The 22872-nt window shown below is 70.0% G+C and carries 11 protein-coding genes and 1 tRNA gene; 9 read left to right on the forward strand and 3 right to left on the reverse strand.

Features of this window, described 5'->3' with window-relative positions:
- Nucleotides 1–20: 20 nt before the first annotated feature.
- The gene (locus KOL93_RS02010) at nucleotides 21–1892 is read right to left on the reverse strand and encodes an alkyl/aryl-sulfatase (protein ID WP_308291511.1); all 1872 of its coding nucleotides are present in this window, start codon (nucleotides 1890–1892) and stop codon (nucleotides 21–23) included.
- A 522-nt stretch (nucleotides 1893–2414) separates the two neighbouring features.
- On the opposite strand from KOL93_RS02010, the gene KOL93_RS02015 reads away from it, so the two are divergent.
- The gene (locus KOL93_RS02015; protein ID WP_221583625.1) at nucleotides 2415–3251 is read left to right on the forward strand and encodes an alpha/beta fold hydrolase; all 837 of its coding nucleotides are present in this window, start codon (nucleotides 2415–2417) and stop codon (nucleotides 3249–3251) included.
- A 296-nt stretch (nucleotides 3252–3547) separates the two neighbouring features.
- On the opposite strand, the gene KOL93_RS02020 is transcribed toward KOL93_RS02015, so the two are convergent.
- Together KOL93_RS02020 and KOL93_RS02025 are read right to left on the reverse strand one after the other, a co-directional pair.
- A tRNA-Ser gene (locus KOL93_RS02020) sits at nucleotides 3548–3637 on the reverse strand.
- A gap of 333 nt (nucleotides 3638–3970) precedes the next feature.
- Nucleotides 3971–4993: a LacI family DNA-binding transcriptional regulator gene (locus KOL93_RS02025; RefSeq protein WP_221583626.1), complete on the reverse strand. Its 1023-nt coding sequence runs from the start codon at nucleotides 4991–4993 to the stop codon at nucleotides 3971–3973.
- 197 nt (nucleotides 4994–5190) lie between these two features.
- Here KOL93_RS02025 and KOL93_RS02030 point away from each other — a divergent pair, with 197 nt between their 5' ends.
- From KOL93_RS02030 to KOL93_RS02065, 8 genes are all read left to right on the forward strand, one after another.
- Nucleotides 5191–6489: an ABC transporter substrate-binding protein gene (locus tag KOL93_RS02030; protein ID WP_221583627.1), complete on the forward strand. Its 1299-nt coding sequence runs from the start codon at nucleotides 5191–5193 to the stop codon at nucleotides 6487–6489.
- Between the two features lie 65 nt (nucleotides 6490–6554).
- Nucleotides 6555–7454 carry a carbohydrate ABC transporter permease gene (locus tag KOL93_RS02035; RefSeq protein ID WP_221583628.1) on the forward strand — a complete coding sequence of 300 codons (900 nt, stop codon included), beginning with the start codon at nucleotides 6555–6557 and terminating at the stop codon, nucleotides 7452–7454.
- Between the two features lies 1 nt (nucleotide 7455).
- Entirely contained in the window at nucleotides 7456–8349 is an 894-nt protein-coding gene (locus tag KOL93_RS02040) for a carbohydrate ABC transporter permease (RefSeq protein WP_221583629.1), read from the forward strand.
- Nucleotides 8349–10304, forward strand: a complete 1956-nt coding sequence (locus KOL93_RS02045) for a glycoside hydrolase family 127 protein (RefSeq protein WP_374107095.1) — start codon at nucleotides 8349–8351, stop codon at nucleotides 10302–10304. Before KOL93_RS02040 ends, KOL93_RS02045 begins: the two co-directional genes overlap by 1 nt.
- Nucleotides 10305–10499: 195 nt before the next feature.
- Nucleotides 10500–15014, forward strand: a complete 4515-nt coding sequence (locus KOL93_RS16290; protein WP_221583631.1) for an Ig-like domain-containing protein — start codon at nucleotides 10500–10502, stop codon at nucleotides 15012–15014.
- Nucleotides 15015–15087: 73 nt separating this feature from the next.
- Nucleotides 15088–18540, forward strand: a complete 3453-nt coding sequence (locus KOL93_RS02055; protein ID WP_308291512.1) for a family 43 glycosylhydrolase — start codon at nucleotides 15088–15090, stop codon at nucleotides 18538–18540.
- Nucleotides 18541–18584: 44 nt separating this feature from the next.
- Nucleotides 18585–20858 (forward strand): glycoside hydrolase family 127 protein, encoded by a 2274-nt coding sequence (locus tag KOL93_RS02060; RefSeq protein WP_221583632.1) that lies wholly within the window; start codon nucleotides 18585–18587, stop codon nucleotides 20856–20858.
- Between the two features lies 1 nt (nucleotide 20859).
- Entirely contained in the window at nucleotides 20860–22836 is a 1977-nt protein-coding gene (locus KOL93_RS02065) for an OmpL47-type beta-barrel domain-containing protein (protein WP_221583633.1), read from the forward strand.
- The last annotated feature ends 36 nt before the right edge of the window (nucleotides 22837–22872 follow it).

A 22872-nucleotide genomic window follows, 5' to 3' on the forward strand; every position in this document is an offset into this window, starting at 1 on the left:
TCGACGCGGTGCCTCACCCGTCAGGGGGTGACGATGTTGAACGCCGGATTGCCTGCTGTGAGCACGGACGTGAGGGTCTCGAATGCCGTGGCGTCGCCAGTGATCTCGACGCCCGGGCTGTCCACGTCACCCGCGACGAGCGCGATCAGGCGCGGCTTCGTCAGCGACAGGGTCGCCTGTGCGGTCGATGCGTCTGCAGACTTCTCGATGTAGACGAGAACGCCGTTGCGCAGGGTCACGCGGAAATTGCGGTCCTCATCAGTCATCGTGAAGTCGAGAGCGACGTCCAGATCCCAGGCGCGCGGGCCGTCCACCGAGATCGCCACCGAGTCGAAGAGCTGCTCGACGGTGAGCTGCGCGACGATCTCGGGAGCGTTCGACGTCGTCGGCGTCCCGAAGTTCCCCGTCCGCAGCTCCGTGGCACCGGACATGTAGAAGTTCCGCCAGGTGCCGTTCTCCGACCCGTAGGCGAGCTGCACGAGGGTCGCCGCGTAGAGCTCGCGCACGGCGGTGTTCTCCGGCTCGGTGAAGATCGCGTGATCGAGCAGCGTCGCCGCCCAGCGGAAGTCGCCTTCGTCGTACGCAGCCTGGGCGACCTCGACGACGCGATCGATGCCGCCGATGGCGGCGACGTAGCGTTCGCCGAGGGGCTTCGGCGGGTGCGGCCAGAGACGAGCAGGGTTGCCGTCGAACCACCCCATGTACCGCTGATAGATCGCCTTGACGTTGTGGCTCACGCTGCCGTAGTAGCCGCGGGCGTGCCACGAGTTCTCCAGAACCGCGGGGAGCTGGATCGCCTCGGCGATCTCGGCCCCGGTCATGCCCTGGTTCGTCATCCGCAGCGTCTGATCGTGCAGGTACGAGTAGAGGTCGCGCTGGAGTCCGAGGAACTCCACGATCTCGGCGTTGCCCCACGTCGGCCAGTGGTGCGAGGCGAAGACGACGTCGGCCTGATCGCCGTACCGCTCGATCGCCTCGGTCAGGTAGCGCGACCACACGTGGGGATCGCGCACGAGTGCGCCGCGCAGCGTCAGCAGGTTGTGGAGGGTGTGCGTGGCGTTCTCGGCCATGCACAGCGCGCGGTACTTCGGGAACAGGAAATGCATCTCTGCCGGCGCTTCCGTGCCCGGCGCCATCTGGAACTCGACGACGAGCCCGTCGATCGTGTGCGTCTCGCCGGTCTGCGCGACCTCGATCGTCGGCGGGATGATCCCCGCGTGTCCGGTCGACGTCGTCTGTCCGAGTCCGGCGCCGACGGCGCCCTTCGCGCTGCGCTCGAGTGCCGCGCCGTACATGTAGCCGGCGCGACGTGCCATCGCCGTCCCGGCGTAGACGTTCTCGGCGACGGCCTCGGCGACGATGCCCTCGGGGGCGAAGATCGGCACGCTGCCGGACTCGACGTCTTCCCTGGAGACGATGCCGAAGATGCCGCCGAAGTGGTCGATGTGGCTGTGCGTGAAGATGACCGCGACCACCGGGCGCTCGCCGCGGTGCTGGCGGTACAGCCGAAGCGCCGCCTCCGCGGTCTCCTTGGAGATGAGCGGATCGATGACGATCACGCCGGTGTCCGCTTCGATGAAGCTCACGTTCGACAGGTCGAATCCGCGCACCTGGTAGATGCCCTCGACGACCTCGAAGAGGCCGTGCTTCGAGACGAGCATGGACTGGCGCCAGAGGCTGGGGTTGACCGTGTCCGGGGCATCGCCCGTGATGAAGTCGTAGGTGTCGGCGTCCCAGACGACGTCTCCGGCGTCATCTCGGACGACGGCCGGGGTCAGCGTTCCGAGGAAGCCTCGTTCTGCCGCGTCGATGTCTCGCGTGTCGTCGAAGGGGAGAGCGGACTTCAGCTCTTCCTGCTGCTTCCTGATCGCTGCCGTTGCATCGTTCTGCACCACATTGGCCTCCTGATAGTCTGCCCGCACTGTCGCGCCGGGATCCTCATGGCTCAGCCTCACACAGCCGGATTGAACGCGCCAGACTCGAGTTCGGCAGCGCGCCTCGCGTTCCGCGCCGAGTCTCGTTCGGCTGCGGCAGATGCGGTGCGACAGGGCTCCGATCCACGGCTCGCGCGGCGATCGCGCCCGGGTCGCTCACCTGCATCTGGCCCCCGCCCAAGGCGCGTTGCGACGCTCACGAACCTCGCCCCGATCGTCGACGCCGCCGACGGAGCAGTCGAGCACCACCGGGGATCCGCGACGAGGTCGCTGCGCATCGCCATCGTGACGCGGACCGCGCGCGCCAGCTGCCGAAGCGGACGGCAGGTGGGCCCGGGCAGTTGACCCCGGTCGAAGACGAGGCCACGATGAGACCGTCGGCGGTCGTCGTGTCCTGATCCTCCCCTGTCGGCGATCCCTTCAGCAGACCCTCACCATCCGATCCGGGCGTCGCCCGGTCGATCAGCCCTGGAGCGCGTCATGACCTTCGTGATCACCGATGACGGTACGGAAATCTACGTCAGGGACTGGGGTCCCCGTGACGCTCAGCCCATCATGTTCCACCACGGTTGGCCCTTGTCAGCCGACGACTGGGACTCCCAGATGCTCTACTTCCTCGGCAAGGGCTTCCGCGTCGTCGCCAGCGACCGGCGCGGACACGGCCGCTCCTCGCAGCCCAGCGTCGGTCACGACATGGACCACTACGCCAGCGATGCCCACGCCGTCGTCGAGCACCTCGACCTCCGCAACGCTGTTCACGTCGGCCACTCGACCGGCGGTGGCCAGGTCGCCCGCTACGTCGCGAAGTACGGCGAACCCCAGGGGCGTGTCGCCAAGGCCGTCCTCGTCTCCGCCGTTCCGCCGCTCATGGTGCAGACCGACGACAACCCCGAGGGCACTCCGCTTTCGGTCTTCGACGGATTCCGCGACGCGCTGGCAGCGAATCGCGCGGAGTTCTTCCACGACGTCGCCTCGGGCCCGTTCTACGGGTTCAACCGCCCGGGTGCGAACGTGTCGGAGCCGGTGATCGCGAACTGGTGGCGTCAGGGAATGACCGGAAGCGCCCTCGCCCACTACGAGGGCATCAAGGCATTCTCCGAGACCGACCAGACCGAAGACCTCAAGGCCATCTCCGTGCCGGTCCTTGTCCTCCACGGCGATGACGACCAGGTCGTTCCGTACGAGGCCTCCTCGGTCAAGCAGGCCGAGCTTCTCCGCAACGCCACTCTCAAGATCTACGAGGGCTACCCGCACGGCATGCTGACCACGCACGCGGACGTCATCAACCCCGACATCCTCGCCTTCATCCAGCAGTAGTCCTGCGCGGACTGTCAAGCGGCGCGTTCGGAGTTCTCGAGCGCGCCGCTCCTCGATCGTCTGCTGCACGAAGAGGTACGTCGCCCATGATCGGCTGCCGCTCCGGGCATCCGGAAGTCAGCAAGGGCGGTCGGTGAGGGGGATGAGGCCCGGATGCAGCTCACCGTTCGACGTCGCGGGCTGCGGTGGTGCGTCACGCGAGGACGTCCAGCTGCCCCTCCGCCGTCGCCGAGTCGAAGAACGCCATCTCTCTCCGCCCGCACACGACGAAGCCCCCGATTTCTCGGGGGCTTCAGTGGCGGTGACGGTGGGATTTGAACCCACGGTAGGGGTGAACCTACACAACATTTCGAGTGTTGCACCTTCGGCCGCTCGGACACGTCACCGAGATCAAGTTTACGGACGCGTCACCTGGGTGACAAATCCGGGCCCTGGGGATCCGCTGACAGGCGTGTCGGGTGGGACCGTCTGAACGCAGGGCCGGTGCTCCGGTGACGCGTGTAGCCGTTCGTGCACCGCGAAACGGTCGAGGGCGTCACCTGAGTGCGAGGCCGATCGTTCCCGTGACGCCGATGACCCTTCGTGCCCGCGGGGAGAGGCGTACGCGTCATGCGAGCGTGCCACCCGCGCGTGTCGGGGATCCGCGTGCGCCGAAACACGGGCGAAGCACTGGGGCCAGAACCGCTGTGTTCCGGGACACGCGTTGACGCGAAGCGCCCCTACGAGAATGCGACGGTCGATCCGCGGATCACGTCGCGCACGGGGAGGTGGTGCACGCCGGATCCGATGCCCTTGCCGTCGAGCGCGTCGAAGATGTGCTGTGCCGCGGCGCGGCCGAGCCCCTGCAGGTTGGCGTCGACGCTGCTGAGTCCGGGGCGTGAGTTCTCAGCGACGACGGTCCAGTTGTCGTATCCCATCACGGCGACGTCGGTCGGCACCTGCTGGCCGCGATCGCGGGCGGTGTCGAGCACGCCGCGTGCGATCTGGTCGGATCCGCAGAAGATCGCGTCGATGTCGGCGTGACGGTCGAACAGCATCGACGAGGCGGCGCGCCCCCAGTGCTCGGTCCACTCCGACAGCATGGGGTCGGCCACGAACGAGAGTCCGGCGGCGTCGAGCGCCTGGCGTGCGCCGACGATGCGGTCGTGGGTCGCGGCGTACGTGGGGTCGCCGCCGATGTGGGCGATGCGGGTGCGTCCGCACGCGATGAGGTGCTCGATGGCCTGGCGGCCGCCCGCGACGTTGTCGGGGGTGAGGGAGAGGTCGCGCGGATCGTTCGAGGGGGCGTACGCGTACACGGACGGCACCGGCAGGTCTCGGCCGAGGCTCGCACGCGGGTCGGTCTTGTCGCCGACGACGATGATCCCGTCGACGCGGCGGCTGAGGAGGGCTCGCAGATGGTGCTGCTCGCGTACGGAGTCGCCGCGGGCGTCGCAGAGGAACACATCGATCTTTCCCGCGCCGAACGCGTCCTCCGCGCCCATGAGGATCGGGATCATGAAGCGCCCCTCGAGGTCGCTCGTGAGAAGGCCGACGGTGCCGGTGCGGCCGGCCGTGAGCCCGCGCGCGACGGCGTTGGGGGTGAAGCCGACGGCTTCGGCGGCTTCGAGGACGCGACTGCGGGTGGCGGCCGCGACGTCGCTGCGCCCGTTAAGCGCCTTCGAGGCGGTGGCGAGGGAGACGCCGGCGCGCTCGGCGACGTCGCTGAGTGTGGCAGCGCGGCTCGGAATCTGGGGTTCCATCCCCCTAGGGTGCCACGCAGGCGGCTCGAAAGCGCCCAATGGGTACGAGGAAAAACGAAGTCCTGAGAGAGTATTGACCCCCGTATTTCTGGGCCCTATGCTCACCGAAAGGCATTTCGATACTTTCCGAGATGCATCCTGCCGCACCAGGAACCTGCCCAGTGTCGGGCGAACGACTCGATGAGGAGCCACAGAACATGAAGCACACCCCTGCTAGGAACGTCGCGCGTCGCGCCGCGGCGTTCGCCACCGTCGGCGTGCTCGCCGCCGGTCTCGCCGCCTGCTCGGGTGGCGGCGCACCATCGGCCGACGTCGAGGAGATCCCCGCCGAGGGCGTCGACGACGGCTCGACGCTCACCATGTGGACGCGCGCCCCTATCGAGGCGCAGGCGAAGCTGCTCGTCGACGCATACAACGACTCGCATGAGAACCAGGTCGAGCTCACGGTCGTCCCGAACGACGACTACGTGGCGAAGGTGGGCGCGGCGGCCGGATCCGGCGGGCTTCCCGACCTGTTCGCCGCCGACGTCGTCTACGTGCCGAACTGGGCGGGCCAGGGGCTCTTCCAGGACATCTCGCCGCTCGTCGAGCAGCTCGACTACGCCGACCAGATCAATGCGGGGCACATGTCGGCCGGAACGATCGACGACGCCGAGTACACCCTGCCGTTCGTGCTCGACCTCTCGGTCATGATGTGGAACAAGGATCTCGTCGAGCAGGCGGGCTTCGACCCCGAACAGGGGCCCGAGACGATCGCGGAGTTCGCCGAGATCGCGCGGGGCGTCGACGAGCTCGGCCTCGATGGCGTGTCCGGCACGGCCACGGGCCTCAACTGCGGCGGATGCCTGCTGTTCACCTGGTTCCCGTCCATCTGGGCATCGGGCGAGGAGGTCCTCAGCGACGACGGCACGGAGTCGCTCCTCAACGGCGACGCCGCCCAGGAGATCTACGAGACGTGGCGTGGCCTCGCCGAGGACGGCGTGCTGGCACCCGGATCCGAGGACGAGACCGGCGCGACATGGGTCGCGGGCTTCCAGGAGGGCCAGGTCGGCATCATGCCGTACCCGGCGACGCTCCTTCCGTCGCTCGAGTTCGATGCGGGCGTCGCGGGGCTGCCGGGCGTCGACGGCGGTGCGTCGACCTTCGTCGGCGGCGACAGCATCGGGATCTCGAAGGACTCGGAGCTCTCGGGCCAGGCCTGGAACTTCCTGTCCTGGATGATGTCCGAGGAGACGCAGGTCGACGTCCTCGCCGCCGGAGGCAACGCGGTCTCGCGGGCCGACCTCGCCGACAACGAGTACGCCTCCGAGGATCCTCGTCTCGTCGCGATCAACGAGGTCGCGGCCGAGGGATCCACGCCCGTCGCCGAGAACTTCCAGGCCGCATTCAACGCGGCGGGCAGTCCGTGGCTGACGCTCGTGCGCAATGAGGTGCTCGGCGAGGGCGGCACTCTCGACGAGGACAACGACCTCATCTCCGAGGTGCTCTCCCAGTAAGTCGCCGCGCCCCGGTGGCACCTCGCCGTCGGGGCGCGCCCCGCACCCTCGAGGGAAGGACTCCCATGACCACCGACGCTCCCGCGCGTCCGCGGCGCAGCGCCCGGCGCTCCGAGGCCATCCAGGGATGGCTGTATGCGACACCCACCGCGCTGTTCGTCGGCGTGCTGTTCGTCATCCCGCTCGTGCTCGTCGCGATCATGTCGGCGTCCGACTGGCCGCTGTTCGCCGGGTTCAGCGGATGGAACTTCCCCGACAACTTCGTCTCAGCGGTCGACAACCGTCTCTTCTGGCAGGCCGTGCGGTTCACGATCGTCTATACGGTCGCAGCCACCGTCCTGCTGATCGCACTGGGGCTCGGCCTCGCACTGCTGGTGCAGGAGTCGACGGCATGGCGTTCCTTTCTCCGCACCGCGTTCCTCATTCCGAGCGCGCTCGGCCTCGCCTCCGCGTCGCTCCTCTTCTACGTCCTCTACTCGCCCCTCGCCGGCCCCTTCGCCGGGTGGATGGAATCGGCCGGATTCACGATCCTCGGCTCGCCCGGCGGCGCCCTGTGGGCAACCGTGTTCCTCATCGTCTGGCGGTTCACGGGCTTCTACATGCTTCTCATGCTCGTCGGGCTGCAGGGGATCCCCGGCGAGGTGTACGAAGCCGCACGCATCGACGGATCGTCGCGCTGGCAGACGTTCCTCTACGTCACCGTCCCGCTGCTGCGCCCGACCTTCGCGCTCACGATCGTCATGTGCGTGACGGGGTCCCTGCTCGCGTTCGAGCAGTTCTACATCCTCACGAAGGGCGGCCCCGACAACAGCACGATGACGGTCGTGCAGCTCATGTACTCGATGGCGTTCCAAGGACAGAACGACCTCGGCGTGGCGGGCGGTCTGTCCGTCATCGTCCTCGTCGCGCTCGTCGCCATCAATGTGTTCCAGCTGCGGGTGCTCCGCGGCCGAGAGGAGAGCTGACATGGCGCCCACCGCGACCGCCACGACCACGCGCGTCATCACGACCGGCTCGGCGGCCCGCCGCACGACGCCGTCGTGGTCGCGTGTGCTCCGCGCCCTGCCGTTCGTGATCCTCACGGCCGCGCTCGCCGCCGTCTTCCTCTACCCGATCCTTTGGGCGGTCGTCTCGTCATTCGCGCCGCGTGCCGGCACGAGTCAGACCGACGGCTGGGGTGTCGGCAACTACGTGACGCTCGCCGAGTTCCAGGCCGGCATCTGGGTGTACCTCTGGAACTCCTTCGTCGTGTCGGGCGTCACAGTGATCCTCACGCTGCTGATCTCGTTCCTCGGCGGATACGCGTTCGCCCGCTTCCGGTTCCCCGGCAAGAACGCGCTCTTCCTCACGACTCTCGCGGTGCTGATGGTCCCGTACGCGACGATCCTCATCCCGCTGTACGTGATCCTCAACGCGCTCGGGCTCGGCAACACGACGATCGGCGTCGCGCTCGTGCTCACGATGTTCCAGCTGCCGTTCTCGACCTTCATGATGCGGATCTCGTTCGAGTCGATTCCTCGCGAGCTCGACGAGGCGGCCCTCGTCGACGGGTGCACTCGGTTCTCGGCGCTGTGGCGCGTGCTGATCCACGCGACCAAACCGGGGCTCATCACGGTGGGGCTGTTCGCCTTCCTCACGGCATGGAACGACTTCATCGCTCCGCTGATCCTCATCAGCGACACCGACCGGATGACTCTGCCGCTCGCGGTCGCGAATCTGCGGGGACAGACGATGGGCGTCATCGACTACGGGGCGACGCTCGCCGGCGTGACGGTCCTCGCGCTGCCGTGCGTGCTCCTGTTCCTGCTCCTCCAGCGCCACTACGTCCAGGGCTTCATGTCCGGGGCCTTCAAGGGATGATGATGAACGACACCGCACCACACCTCCGCAGCTCTCCTCTCGCGGCGCCGGCCGTGCCGCGCACGGGCACGCTGCGCCCCCTCGGACTCGACGAGGTCGCCATCACGGGAGGGTTCTGGGGCGATCGCCAGCGGGTCAACCGCGGCGCGACCCTCGCGCACATTGGCGCCTGGCTCGAGCGCGAGGGGTGGATCCGCAACTTCGATCTCGCGTCCGAGGGGCGCCTCCCCGAGGGGCGCACGGGGCGCGAGTTCGCCGACAGCGAGGTCTACAAGTATCTCGAAGCGGTCGCGTGGGAGCTCGGGCGCGAACCCGACGCCGCGCTCGAGGCCGCGTTCCGCGACGTCGTGGCACGCGTCGCCGCCGCACAGGAGGCCGACGGCTATCTGAACACGAACTTCGGCCGCGCCGGGCAGGGTGCGCGCTGGTCCGATCTCGAGTGGGGGCACGAGCTGTACTGCCTCGGCCACCTCTTCCAGGCGGCGGTCGCGCGCCACCGCACGGCGCCGGGCGCGGACGACGGGCTCGTCGGCATCGCGATCCGGGCCGCCGACCTCGTCTGCGAGGTCTTCGGCGCGGGCGGCATCGCGTCGGTCTGCGGCCACGCCGAGATCGAGACGGCGCTCGTCGAGCTGGGGCGGGAGACGGGCGACGAGCGCTATCTCGAGCAGGCGCGGCTGTTCGTCGAGCGGCGCGGCCACGCGGTGCTCCCCGACATCGAGTTCGGGCGGGGCTACTTCCAGGACGACATTCCCGTGCGCGAGGCGACGGTGCTCCGCGGCCACGCCGTGCGCGCGAACTACCTGGCGTCGGGGGCCGTCGACGTGGCGGTCGACACGGGCGACGACGACCTGCTCGACGTGCTCGCGACGCAGTGGCGGAACACGGTCGCGCGCCGCACGTACATCACCGGCGGCCAGGGAGCGCACCACCAGGACGAGGGGTTCGGCGCCGACTTCGAGCTGCCGCCCGACCGCGCCTACTCCGAGACCTGCGCGGGGATCGCCTCGGTGCAGTTCAGCTGGCGCCTCCTGCTCGCGCGCGGCGGGGCCGAGTACGCCGACCTCATCGAGCGCACCCTGTTCAACGTCGTCGCGACGTCGCCGTCGGCCGAGGGCACGGCGTTCTACTACGCCAACACCCTGCACCAGCGCACGCCCGGTCAGCCCGCCGAGAGCGACGCCGTCGTTCCGCGCGCCGAGTCGTCGCTGCGCGCGCCCTGGTTCACGGTGTCGTGCTGCCCGCCGAACGTCGCGCGCACGCTCGCGAGCCTCGCGGCGTATGTCGCGACGCGCGACGACGACGGCGTGCAGCTGCACCAGTACGCCCCGTCGAGGGTGCGCGTCGACCTCGGCGTCGGGCGGATCGCGGCGGCGACGATCGCGACCGACTACCCGCGCACCGGATCCGTCGTCGTCGCGATCGACGAGGGCTCGGATCGCGCGTGGACGCTGTCGCTGCGCGTGCCGGTGTGGGCTGAGAGAGCGCGGATCGTCGTGGAATCGGGTGGAACCGCGCCTGAGGTCCTCGCAGCGGCGCCCGGATACGTGCGAGTGCGTCGGGCGTTCCGCGCCGGCGACCGCGTGACTCTCGAGCTTCCGATGGATCCCCGCATCACGCGTCCGGATCCGCGCGTGGACGCCGTGCGCGGCACCGTCGCGATCGAGCGCGGCCCCGAGGTGCTCGCTCTCGAGTCGGTCGACCTGCCGGGAGGCGCGGACGTCTCGTCGGTCGAGCTCGTCTCGAACGCTGTTCCAGCCGCCGGCGACGATGGATGCGTCCGGGCCTCCGTGGTCCTGCGCGAGCTCGGCGACGCCGACTGGCCGTTCGGCCCGGCGTCCGCACACGGCGGCGATCCGGTGCCGGTCTCGGTGCCGCTGATCCCGTATCACTCGTGGGCCGAGCGCGGTCCGTCGACGATGCGCATCTGGATCCCGGAGGCGCCCATCCGCTGACGCTCGACCGCGCGCGGCAGCCCGCGCCGACCGTCCATCTTCGGGGTGGACGGCCGGCGCGCGCTGCCGCGCGCTCGTGTATCCGGGGCATTTTCCGAAACTCCCGAAAGCCCTTGCGGGTGCGATCCGCGCGTCGCTAACGTGCTCACGACGTCGGCGCGATCGGGCGACGACGAGGAATGGAGAACGGACGACGTGGTCTGGTCACGAAGAACAACACCCCGCCGACGCACGCGACTGCTCGCGGCGCTCGGCTCATTCTGCGTGCTGGCGCCGCTCGCGACGGCGCTCCCCGCGCACGCGGCGAACAGCGACATCGGCTACCCCGAGTTCAGCGGGAGCGACGCACCCGTGCCCGACGCCGGCGTCGGCTACACGGTCGGCAATCAGCTGCAGGAGATCTTCGACGCCGACGTGGCCGCGGGCGCGGGTACGAGCGTCGAAAAGGATTTCTGGATCGACCGCATGCTCGCCCGCACGGGTACGGCCGGCAGCTTCGGCGACGAGAACCAGTGGCTGTTCAGCCGCGGCCGTGCCGCGTTCATGAAGACCCACGAGCCGGCGACGCTGGGCTTCGGCGGTCAGATCGCCTACTGGGAGTCGATCGACGGGCGTGAGGGCTACGCGATCACCGCGCGGCTCGGCGATCAGGACATCGCGCTGACGGAGGACACGGCGCAGCGCAAGCAGACGCCGAGCTACTGGCGCAGCGTGCACGCGAACGCCGATGCCGGCGTCGAGGTCGTGCAGACGAAGTTCATCACCGACGGCAATGTGCTCGTCACCGAGCTCGACGTCCGCGCGACAGGCGGGGCGGTCGACGTGACGCTGCGCGCCGCGTCGCCGCATGCGACGGTCGCGGACGGCGAGGAGCTCACGGGCACGGTCGACGCGCTGAACGACATCACGGTGATCCACCCGCGGTTCTCGGGCGATGGGTTCGCACCCGCAGGCGGCGCGCTCGAGTCGACGATCTCGCTCGCGGCCGGGGAGAGCGCGTCGACGAAGGTGCAGCTCGGTCTCGTGACCGACGAGATCGCGCAGTCCCACGCCGAGTACGACGAGATCGCGGCGGCGACCCCGGCGGATGCCTTCACCGATCACGTCACGGCGTACAACGCCTGGTGGGCCGAGAACGTGCCGTACCTCGACACCCCCGAGGACAACATCGACAAGACGCTCTTCTACCGCTGGTGGCTGCTGCGCTTCAACCACCTCGACGCGAACGCGCCGGGCAACGCATATCAGTTCCCGACGGCCGTCGAGGGCGCGCTCGGATACAACAACGCGATCGACCTGACGATCGGCATGTTCATCGACGACCTGAAGTACTTCCGCGACCCGATCTACGCCTACGGCGGATGGGTCTCGGCGGGCGAGACGTCGAAGGGGGGCCGCTTCGTCGACAACCCCGGCGACCCGGCCAACTGGAGCGCGAGCCACACGCAGTACATCTCGGAGGCGGCGTGGAAGTCGTACCAGGTGCACGGCGGCCCCCTCGGCGTCGTCGAGAACCTCGCGACCTACGCCGAGGGCGACGCGAAGGGCCAGCTCGAGGCGTTCGACTCGAACGACAACGGTCTCCTCGAGAGCGACTGGAACGCCTGGACCGGCAACGACGCCGATGCGGTGTCCTATGACTACTTCGGCGGCGCCAACGAGCGCGCCGAATCCGCCTACGTCTACAGCGGGGCGCAGGCCGCGTCCGATGCCTACGCGCTGCTCGGCGAAGACGACAAGGTCGCCGAGATGGACGCGATCGCCGACAAGGTGAAGACCGGCGTGCTCGAGAACCTCTGGGACGCCGACGAGAATCTCATCAAGCACCGCGACCTCGCGTCGGGCGAGCTGATCCCGTGGAAGGAGATCAACAACTACTACCCGTTCTCGGTCGGGCTCATGCCCCAGGAGGGCGATGACGACTACGCGGACGACTACGTCGACGCGCTGAGGCTGTACGCCGACGACGCCGAGTATCCGATCTTCCCCTTCGCTACCGCGAACCAGGCCGACAAGGCCGAGGCAGCAGAGGCCGGACACCCGGGAACGAACAACTTCTCGATCATCAACTCGACCGTCACGTTCCGCATGATCGCGAAGGCGCTGCGCGACTACCCCACCGACGCGATCGACGCCGAGTGGTACAAGAAGCTCCTCTACTGGAACGCGTGGGCGCACTACCAGAACGGCGGCGACAACCGCCTGCCCGACGCCAACGAGTTCTGGGCCGACGGCACGACCGATCCGCAGAGCATCGGCTACCGCTCCTGGATCCACCACACCATCCTCGGCACGACGAACTTCACGATGATCGAAGACGCGATGGGCCTGCAGCCGCGCGACGACGCGAAGATCGAGCTCTACCCGATCGACGTCGACTGGCCGCACTTCACGGCGAACAACCTCGCGTATCACGGCAGCGATCTCACGATCACGTGGGACGAGCCGGGCGACGGCGTGCGCCCCTACGGCGAGGATGTGCCCGAGGGCTACTCGGTCTTCCTCGACGGCGAGCACGCCTTCACGGTCGACGCGCTCACGCACGTGATCTACGACCCCGACACGGGCGAGGTCACGTTCGGCGATGACGTCGTCAACGGCGCGACGGCTCCCTCGGTCGTCGCCTCGGCACCGGCCGCGCTGAACGCGCCGCAGGAGGTTGCCTTCTCCGACGACGCACGCGTGGTCGACATCTTCGCGAAGGCCGGCCGCGACATCTCGTCCGCATCGGCCGAGAACCTCGCCGAAGGAGCGGCTGTCACGGCGTCGTTCGAGGAGGAGTCCCGGCCCGCGGCAGGAGCCGTCGACGGCACGACCATCAACGAGCCGTTCTGGGGAACGAAGGGATCCCCGAACGGCGTCGACACGATCGAGGTCGACCTGGGAAGCGCGCAGCCGATCGACACGGTGCGGGCCTACTTCTACGACACCTCCTCGACGCAGACGGCGTCCGGGTACGCCGAGCCCGCGCAGTACGGGATCGAGTACTTCGACGGATCCGACTGGGTGCCGGTGAGCGGACAGGTGAAGGTGCCGGCCGCGCCGCGTGCGAACCTCAACGAGGCGCGGTTCCCCGAGGTCACCGCCCAGCGGATCCGCCTCACCGTCGATCACGCGGACGGCTTCCGCACGGGCGTCAAGGAACTCCAGGTCCTGCGCACCGGCGCGGAGGTCGGAACGCAGGAGAATCACGCGCCCGACGTGCTCGCCTACACCAAGGAGGGCGCGGTCTCGCCTGGTCTCGCCCAGCTGGCGGGCGTCGTGAAGGACGACGGCCTGCCGGCTGGCGACCTGACGAGCACCTGGTCGGTCGTCTCCTCGCCCGAGGGCAGCACGGTGCTGTTCGACGAGCCGTCTCGCGCCACGACGTCGGTGCGGTTCTCTCACGAGGGCGAGTACCGGCTGCGGCTCACGGCGAGCGACGGCGAGCTCGAGACGACGCAGGACGTTGTCATCACCGGTCAGGAGCCCGGCGCGGGCGCCGACATCGGCCCGTCCGCCGAGCCGACCGCCTCGTACACGGCCGGCTGGAATGCGGTCGATGCTGTCAACGACGGCAGCGGTGTGAACTCCGGCGGAGAGCAGTCGAATGTCTGGGCGACGTGGTCGGGCGACCGACCCGCCTCGCAGTGGCTGCAGTACACATGGCCGGAGCCGATGCGCGTCGACGGATCCGAGATCATGTTCTGGACGGACGCGGCGGCGGGATCAGGTGAGGGTGTCGCGGTGCCCGACTCGTGGAAGATCCAGTACCTCGATGCCGATGGAGCGTGGGTCGACGTGCCGAATCCGTCGGAGTACGGCACGGCGCGCTCGGGCACGAACGAGACCTCGTTCGACTCCGTGCTGACGACGGCGCTGCGCGCGACGTTCGCGGCGTCGCCGAATGCCGATGGCACCTCCTTCTCGGCGATCGGCGTGAGCGAGTGGGACGTGTTCGCGGTGGCGCCGTCGTCGATCGACGAACTGCACGTACGCACCCCCGTCGGCGAGCTGCCGGTCCTGCCGGACACGATCGGCACGACGTTCCCCGACCACTCGCGGACGCAGTCGGCCGTCGAGTGGGAGCCCGTCGACGAGAGCCAGGTGGCGTCCGAGGGCAGCTTCGAGGTGCACGGCATCGTCGAGGGGACGGCCAAGCTCGCGACCGCGACGGTGTGGGTGCGCTCGACGAGCGAGGTGACGATCAACCAGGTCGACCCCGTCGAGGTGCGCACGTCCGTCGACGTCGCACCGGCGATGCCCGAGACAGCGGTCGTGCTCTACAACGACGGGTCGCGGGAGAACCTCCCGGTCGAGTGGGACGCGATCGACCCGGCGAGCTACGCCGCCGAGGGCGAGTTCGAGGTCTCGGGCGTCGTGCAGACGGACCATCCGGGCGACGCCACGGCGCTCGCGCAGGTGACCGTCGGAGCGGGCGGCGACGACGGCGGCGGCGAAGAGCCCGCCGCGGTCACGGTGAACGTGGGCACGAAGTGCACCGCCTCGGAGGGCCGACTCAAGGTGAAGGCGACGAACGACGGCGCCGAGCCGGCGACTCTCGAGGTCGTCACCGAGTACGGCTCGAAGACGTACGAGGACGTCGCCCCCGGCGACTCCGTCTCGCACGTCGTGAAGACCGGTCTCGCCGAGACGCCGGCCGGCACCGTCGAGGTCCGCGTGGGCGACGCCCGCGCCACCGCCGACTACGAGGCGATCAGCTGCGGCTGACGCCGCTGAGCGGGATCCCTGTCGGGCGGGCGGCGACGCCCGCCCGGCCGGGGCCCGCGGAGGGAGCACCATCGTGATCTCGAAGAAGAGCACGCCCGTTCGACTCCTCGCGGCCGCGGCCGCGGCCGCGGCCGTCGCGCTCGTCCTGGGCCCGGCCGTCGTCGCTCCCGCCGCGACGCAGAACCCGCTCATCGAAGACGGGTCGGTGTACTCGGCCGACCCGTCCCTGCTCGTCGCCGATGACACCCTGTACATCCACGCCGGCCGCGACGAAGCGCCGGCGGACGTCAACGACTTCATCATGAACGAGTGGCAGGGCTTCTCGACGACCGACGTCGATTCGGGTGAGTGGCAGCACCACCCGAACCTCATGCGACCAGAAGAGGTCTTCGACTGGGCGAGTCCCGGGCGGGCCTACGCGGGTCAGGCGGTCGAGGGGACCGACGGTCGCTTCTACTGGTACGTGCCGGTGCACGAGGAGGCGAGTGCGTCTGCCGACAAGTTCGGCATCGGCGTCGCCGTCTCCGACTCACCGCTCGGCCCATGGGCCGACCACGCGGGCGGCCCGATCGTCTCGCAGGAGATCCTCGGCAACGACGCGCACAACATCGACCCGACCGTGCTCGTGGACGGCGAGCGGGTGTGGATGCTCTGGGGCAGCTTCGGCCGTCTCCTCGCGACCGAGCTCGCCCCCGACATGAAGACGCGCGTCGGCGAGCCGCTCGAGATCACGAGCGGCGTCGACGGCTTCTTCGAAGCCCCGTGGCTGTTCGAGCGCGCCGGCACCTACTACCTCGCCTACGCGGCGAACGACGCCGGCCCGTCGAGCGACTGCACGCCCGCTGTCTACCACGCCTGCATCGCCTATTCCACGGCGCCGGAGCCGCTCGGGCCATGGACGCATCAGGGCACGATCCTCGAACCGGTGTCGTCGACGACGAGCCACCCGGCGATCGCCGAGTTCCAGGGCGAATGGCAGATGGCCTATCACACGGCCGACGCCGAGGGCGGCGGGCACTTCCGCCGCTCGGTGGCGATCGATCGCCTCGAGTGGGACGACTCTCAGACACCCGCGCGGATCCTCCCGGTCGTCACGACCCCGGAGCAGGGGCCGGATCTCACGCCGCGCTCGAATGTGGCGCCGTGGGCCACGGCATCCGCGTCGAACGAGCCGATCCCGACGCAGTACTGGATCGCGGCGCTGAACGACGGGCGGATCCGTGCGAACCCGCTTCCGCCGGACATGTGGGGCAATTGGTCGTCCGATCGCCCCGCGCAGGAGTGGATCCGATACGAGTGGGAGACGCCCGTCCGCGTCGACCGCGCGCGCATCGAGTTCTGGAGCGACGCGGCGGCCGGCAGCGGCGACGGCGTCGCGCCGCCCGCCGCCTGGCGCCTGCAGTACTGGGAAGCCGGAGCGTGGAAGGACGTGCCGGATCCGAGCGGCTATCCGACCTCCCCGAGTGAGACGCACGAGGTCACCTTCGGCGCCGTCACGACCTCGCGGCTGCGCGCGGTGATCGACGCGTCGCCCGACGCCGCGACCGTGCCCCGCTACTCGGGCGTGGCCGTCCAGGAGTGGGAGGTGCACGCGGTGCAGCCCGACGGAGTCGCCGCGGTCGAGGTCGCCACAGACGTGGGCGTCGCACCGGTGCTCCCGTCGACCGTCGATCTCGCCTTCGGTGACGAGAGACTGCCCGCTGCCGTCCGATGGGATGCCGTCGACGAGGCGAGCTACGCGGCACCCGGGACCTTCCTCGTGGAGGGGGCCGTCGAGGGCTATGCGGCGGGCACGGTGCAAGCCTCCGTCACGGTCCGCGACGCGCATCCCTGGCGTACCAACCTCGCGCTCGCCGGCGCCCCCGAGGCCGAGTCGATGGGCGACAGCGCCGCACTCGCGGCGCTGAATGACGACGTGATCGCCTCCCCTGGCGACGCGCACCCGACCTGGAGCACGGGCGCCGTCGACGGCGCCGACACGCGGTGGGTGGGATACACGTGGCCCGAGCCCGTCGTCACCGACGCGGTCGAGGCGCATTTCTGGGTCGACGACGCCGGAACGGGACTGCCGGCCGAGTGGGACGTGCAGGCGCTGGTCGACGGCGCATGGATCGACGTCGCGGAGGGCCCCACGGCGGAGCCCGACTCGTCGGGTCTCGCGGCGTTCGATGCTGTCGCGACGACGGGGATCCGCGCCGTGCTCACGGCGCCGCCGGAGGGCGGAGACCTCGCGCTCGGCGAGCTGCGGGTCTTCGGCGAACCGTCCGATGTCACGGCGCCCGAGGTGTCGCTCGAGATCGCCGGGACCCGGGGCGCAGACGGGTGGATCGTGTCGCCGGCCGCCGTGCGCGCGACGGCGAGCGACGACCACGACCTGCGTGTGCGCGTCGATCTCGCCGCGGGCGACGGCCCCTGGCAGTCACACGAGGACGTGCGCGTCGCGGAGCTGGCCCTTCTCGACGACGGCGAGCACGTCGTGCGGGCGCGGGCGGTCGATGCGGCGGGCAACGTCTCCGATGAGGCGTCGACGACGGTGCGGATCGACACCGCGGCGCCGACCGTGTCGGGGGAGTTCGACGCCGCCTCGCGCTCCGTCGTCGCGAGGGCCGATGACGAGCTCTCGGGCGCGGCCCGCATCGAGTACGTCGTCGACGCGGCGACCGACTGGGCCGAGTACACGGATCCGATCGCGGTCGACGAGCAGCGGCACCGTGTCCGTCTGCGGGCGGTCGACGTCGCAGGAAACGTCTCCCCGATCGCCGCCGTGGACGTCCCGTTGAGCCCCGACGCGCCCCTCGAGGGCAACGTGGCGTCGCTTGCGACCCCCTCCGCCTCATACACCTCGGGGTGGAACAGCGTCGATGCCGTGAACGACGAGTCGCTGACGGGATCGTCCTGGGGGACATGGCCCGAGGTCGGCGAGCAGTGGGTGCAGCTCGAATGGGATCGGGAGGTGACGCTGGATCGCGCCGGTGTGCTCTTCTTCCGCGACGCCGCGGACGAGGACGGCGCCGGAATGATCCCTCCGCGCAGCTGGATCCTGCAGTACGCCGACCCGGAGACGGGCGAGTGGCGAGACGTCGCGACGCCCGACAGCTACGGGCGGTCGTCCGATGACCTGAACGAGGTCGGATTCGAGACGGTCACGACGACGCGCCTGCGGATCGTCATGCAGTCCTGGGGCGAGGAGAGCGGCGGCGGATCGAGCGGGATCCTCGAATTCGAGGCGCACGCGGCCCCGGCCCCGGCGAGCATCGAGCTCGCGGTGACGCCGCGCTGCACGGGCGGGCGGGGATTCCTCGGGGTGACGGTCGAGAACGCATCCGGCCTCGAGGCGGACATCTCCCTGCACACGGCATACGGCACGCGGCCGGCGCACGACCTGGCGCCGGGGGATCGCGCATCGCGCACGCTCCCGTCGAGGACCGATCGCGTTCCGGCGGGGGAGATCGTCGCGGAGGCGACGTTCGCCGATGGATCCGCCGAGGACGTCGTCGCGGAGTACGACGAGCTCCTCTGCGGCTGACGCGGTCCGCGACACCAGCAGACCACACGACAGGAAGAGATGACATGACAGGTGAGAACAGGCGCCCCCTCACGCGACGAAGCGTGCTGGGCGGCGGGCTCGCGTTCGCGGGCACGCTCGCGACGACGGCGATCTTCGGGGCGGACGCGGCGCACGCGCTCGCGCACCGCCCGTCTCGCGCGGCGGTCGGCACATTCGGACCGGCGATCCCGCAGCTCGCGGCACCCGACGCGTGGAGCGTGCATCCGTTCCCGCTGCACGCCGTGCGGCTGGGCGAGAGCGTCTTCTCGCGGGCGCTCGAGCAGCACCTCGTGCTGTTCCGGGCGTACCCCGTCGACCGGATCCTCGCGGTGTATCGCCGCGCGGCCGGCCTCGACACGCTCGCCGCGGCGCCGCCCGGCGGCTGGGAGGAGCACGGCCCCGCCCCGGAAGCCCAGCGATGGGGGCCGCGCGAGTACGAGCGCGGGCAGAACGCCGCGGGAGCCGGAGGACTCCTGCGCGGGCACTACGGCGGCCACTTCCTCTCGGGTCTCTCGATGGCATACGCCTCGACGGGCGATCCCGCGCTGCTCGCCAAGGTTGACGCCGTCGTCGAGGGTTGGGAGGAGTGCCGCGCCGCGCTCGCCGCGCAGGAGCACGAGGGCGCGCCGCGCTACTCGCACCCCGGCTTCCTGTCGGCGTACGGCGAATGGCAGTTCTCCGCGCTCGAGGAGTTCGCCCCCTACGGCGAGATCTGGGCGCCGTACTACACGCTCCACAAGATCCTCGCGGGTCTCCTCGACGCGCACGCGCTCGCCGGCAGCACGCGGGCGCTCGAGCTCGCCGAGGGCATCGGCCACTGGGTGTTCAGCCGCCTGTCGGCGTGCACGCAGGAGCAGCTCGACCGGATGTGGGGGTCGTACATCGCCGGCGAGTACGGGGGGATGAACGAGTCGCTCGTCGAGCTGTTCTGGCGATCGGAGGATCCGAAGAAGCAGGAGTTCCTCGACGCTGCGCAGCTGTTCACGCTGCGCTCGCTCGTCGACGCGTGCGCCGCAGGGGAGGACGCACTCGACGGCAAGCACGCCAATCAGCACATCCCGCAGTTCCCCGGCTACCTCAAGCTGTCGGCCGCGACGGGCGACGCGCACCTGGTCGACGCGACGCGGGGCTTCTTCGACATGGTCGTCCCGGGACGCACATACGCCCACGGCGGCACGGGCGAGGGCGAGCTCTGGGGACCTGCGGGCGAGGTCGCGGGCGACATCGGCCCGCGCAACGCCGAGTCGTGCGCCGCGTACAACATGCTGAAGGTCGCCAGCGGGCTGTTCTTCACGAACCCCGATGCGCGCTACATGGACTACTTCGAGCGCACGGTGCTCAACCACATCCTCGGCGGACGCCGCGATCGCGAGTCGACCGAGGGGCCCGAGAACCTCTATATGTTCCCCGTGCACCCGGGGGCGCGGAAGGAGTACGGCAACGGCAACATCGGCACCTGCTGCGGCGGCACGGGGCTCGAGAGCCATGTCAAATACCAGGAGGGGATCTACTTCCGGTCGGCCGACCAGACGGAGCTGTACGTCAACCTCTACCTCGCGTCCGCACTGACGTGGGAGGAGACGGGACTCGCGCTCGAGCAGGTCACGTCGTATCCGGAGGGCGACACGTCGGTTCTGACGATCACGCGCGCGTCCGACGGTCCGCTCGCCATCCACCTGCGGGTTCCCGGATGGTCGAACGGCATGCAGATCGAGGTCAACGGACAGCCGGCGGACGTCGACATCGCGCCCGGGTCGTACGCGACCCTCTCTCGCACGTGGGCGGCCGGCGACACGATCGCCGTGCGGATCCCGCTCGCTCTCCGCGTGGAGGCGACGCACGACCGCGCCGACGTCCAGGCGCTGCTGTTCGGACCGGCCGTGCTCGCCGCGACGAGCAGCTCGACGAGCTGGCAGAAGGTGTCGCTCGCCGACCGGTTCGACCTCGACGGCGCGATCTCGCGCGGCGTCTCGACGGCGGAGGGCAACGTCTTTACGCTCGGCGACTTCACGTTCGAGCCGGCGTACGCCGGGAAGGACGTCGCGTCGCACATGTACTTCCAGCGCAGCGAGCCGACGGTGACCTTCGCCGGACGCGACTCTGGCGTCGCGAATCCGGCGCGCGGGAACGCGACCCTCCTCGACGACGTCTGGGCCCAGGCGCCGTTCACCGATCGATCCGAGTTCCTCGACGCGGTGGGCGCCGTGAGCCGCTCCTATCTCGACGACGGACTCCTGACCTCGCGCAGCCGCCAGCGGATCCTGCTCGCCGCCGGGCGCGCGCCGATGGGAGCCTGACATGTTCTCCACATCAGAGACGCGACGCACGAGCGGGCGGGGAATCATCCGAAGGGCCGCCGTCGCGCTCGCGCTGGCCCTCGCCTTCGGCGGGACCGCCGGGGCAGTCGCCGCGGAGGGCGACCTCGACGACGTCTCCCTCGCGACGCGCGACAACGCCCCCGCGGTCGACGTCAGCTACGTGACCGGATGGAACTCGGCCGCCGCGCTCAACGACGGAGAGAGCGGCCCGACTGACGACTACGCGCGGATGTGGGGCACGTGGGGCGATCCCGCCGGCCCGACGGCCGATCGTGCGACCTACGTGTGGGACAGCCCCGTCACGGTGAGCGAGTCCGCGCTGTCCCTGTGGCAGAACCACCTCACAGGCGACTCCGGCGTGCGGATCCCCGAGGCGTGGGCCATCGAGTACCGCGACGAGTCCGGCGACTGGCTGCCCGTCGAGGGCGCCGAGCTCGCGTACCCGCTGCCGACTCTCGACGAGGCCGCACCCGTGTCGTCGCTTCCACCCGTCGAGGCGCGCTTCGACGCCGTCACGACGACGGCCGTGCGCCTCACGCTCGCGCGCGCCGACATCGACGGCGAGCGCGCGGCGACGAGCGTGATCGAGTGGCAGGTGCGCGGCGTGGATGCGCCGGTGGAGCCGGAGCCCGACGATCCCGGCGCGTTCCTCGACGCGCAGCAGGTCGCCGTGCGCACCCCCGTCGGCGGCGAGGTCGCGCTCCCCGATCAGGTCTGGGTCATCCGCGAGAACGGCCCGCTCGAGTACGTCGACGTCACGTGGGATCCCGTCGACGCCGCGAACACGGCCGGTCCCGGATCCTTCGACGTGACGGGAGCGCCTGCGGGCTTCGCGGATCAGACGGTGACGGCGCACGTGCAGGTGGCAGACGGCTTCTCAGACGAGATCGAGAGCACCGACTACGCCGTGACGCTCACCGCGCCCGGCGTGTCCCCCGTCCTGCCGGACACCGTGACGGCGACCTTCGCCGACGGGACACGCGACAGCGGCGTCGACGTCGACTGGGAGGCGATCGAGCCGTCCGTGTACGCGGAGGCCGATGCGATCTTCGACGTGGCCGGCGCCGTCGCAGGCTTCGGCGACGGCGCGACGGCGACGGTGTTCGTCGTCGAGCCCGTCGTGCAGACGAAGCCGATCGTGTCCGTCGAGTTCGACTCAGCTCCCGAGGGGTCCGGCTGGTACACCTCCGCACCGACCGTCGCCATCACGGCGCAGGAGACCGCGAGCCCCGTGGCGGGCATCGAGTACAGCCTCGATGGCGATACCTGGACGCTCTACGATCAGCCCTTCGCGATCGACGCACAGGGCGAGGTCACCGTGAGCGCCCGGGCGACGAGCGAGGACGGCGCCATCGGAGAGGCCTCGGCCTCGGCGCGCATCGACACGATCGCACCGAGCACCGCCGTGGACTACGTCATCGTGGATGGCACGAGCGCGACCGTGACACTGACGCCGTCCGACGCCCAGCCCGGATCCGGCGCCGATCGCGTCGTCTGGTCCGAGGGGCCGGATCCGTCGCCGACCGGTGAGGCGAACAACATGTACGCGACGTACGACGAGCCGTTCTCCGTGCAGCTCACGGACGAGCCGCGGTACGTGCATGTCCAGGCGCAGGACGCCGCGGGCAACGTCGAGGAGCACATCACCGTCGAGCTGCCGCGCCTCGAGCCGCCGCAGGCCGCGGTCGACGTCGAGGTGACGACGCGGTGCATCGGAGCGCGCGTCTTCCTCGCCGTCACGGTCGAGAACGCGACCGACCTCGAGGCGGACGTCGCCCTCGAGACGGCGTACGGCTCGAGGCCGGCGCACGACCTCGAGCCAGGAGAGAGCGCCACCCGCAAGTTCCCGACCCGCAGTCACGAGGCCCCGGCCGGGGAGGTCGTCGCGACGATCGCCTTCGCCGACGGCTCCACGGACGAGGTCGTCGCGGAGTACGCGGAGCTCAGCTGCGGCTGAGCGCTCGCCGCGACACCGCCCGCACCGGGAGCGTCG

This window comes from Microbacterium salitolerans, assembly GCF_019720895.1.
In the GTDB taxonomy this organism is placed as follows: domain Bacteria; phylum Actinomycetota; class Actinomycetes; order Actinomycetales; family Microbacteriaceae; genus Microbacterium.

Excerpts from the sequence above, each read along its gene's own strand:
- KOL93_RS02030 (WP_221583627.1), top strand. The coding sequence starts at position 5,191 with ATGAAGCACACCCCTGCTAGGAACGTCGCGCGTCGCGCCGCGGCGTTC.
- KOL93_RS02035 (WP_221583628.1), top strand. The coding sequence starts at position 6,555 with ATGACCACCGACGCTCCCGCGCGTCCGCGGCGCAGCGCCCGGCGCTCC.
- KOL93_RS02040 (WP_221583629.1), top strand. The coding sequence starts at position 7,456 with ATGGCGCCCACCGCGACCGCCACGACCACGCGCGTCATCACGACCGGC.
- KOL93_RS02015 (WP_221583625.1), top strand. The coding sequence starts at position 2,415 with ATGACCTTCGTGATCACCGATGACGGTACGGAAATCTACGTCAGGGAC.
- KOL93_RS02065 (WP_221583633.1), top strand. The coding sequence starts at position 20,860 with ATGTTCTCCACATCAGAGACGCGACGCACGAGCGGGCGGGGAATCATC.
- KOL93_RS02025 (WP_221583626.1), bottom strand. The coding sequence starts at position 4,993 with ATGGAACCCCAGATTCCGAGCCGCGCTGCCACACTCAGCGACGTCGCC.
- KOL93_RS02045 (WP_374107095.1), top strand. The coding sequence starts at position 8,349 with ATGATGAACGACACCGCACCACACCTCCGCAGCTCTCCTCTCGCGGCG.
- KOL93_RS02060 (WP_221583632.1), top strand. The coding sequence starts at position 18,585 with ATGACAGGTGAGAACAGGCGCCCCCTCACGCGACGAAGCGTGCTGGGC.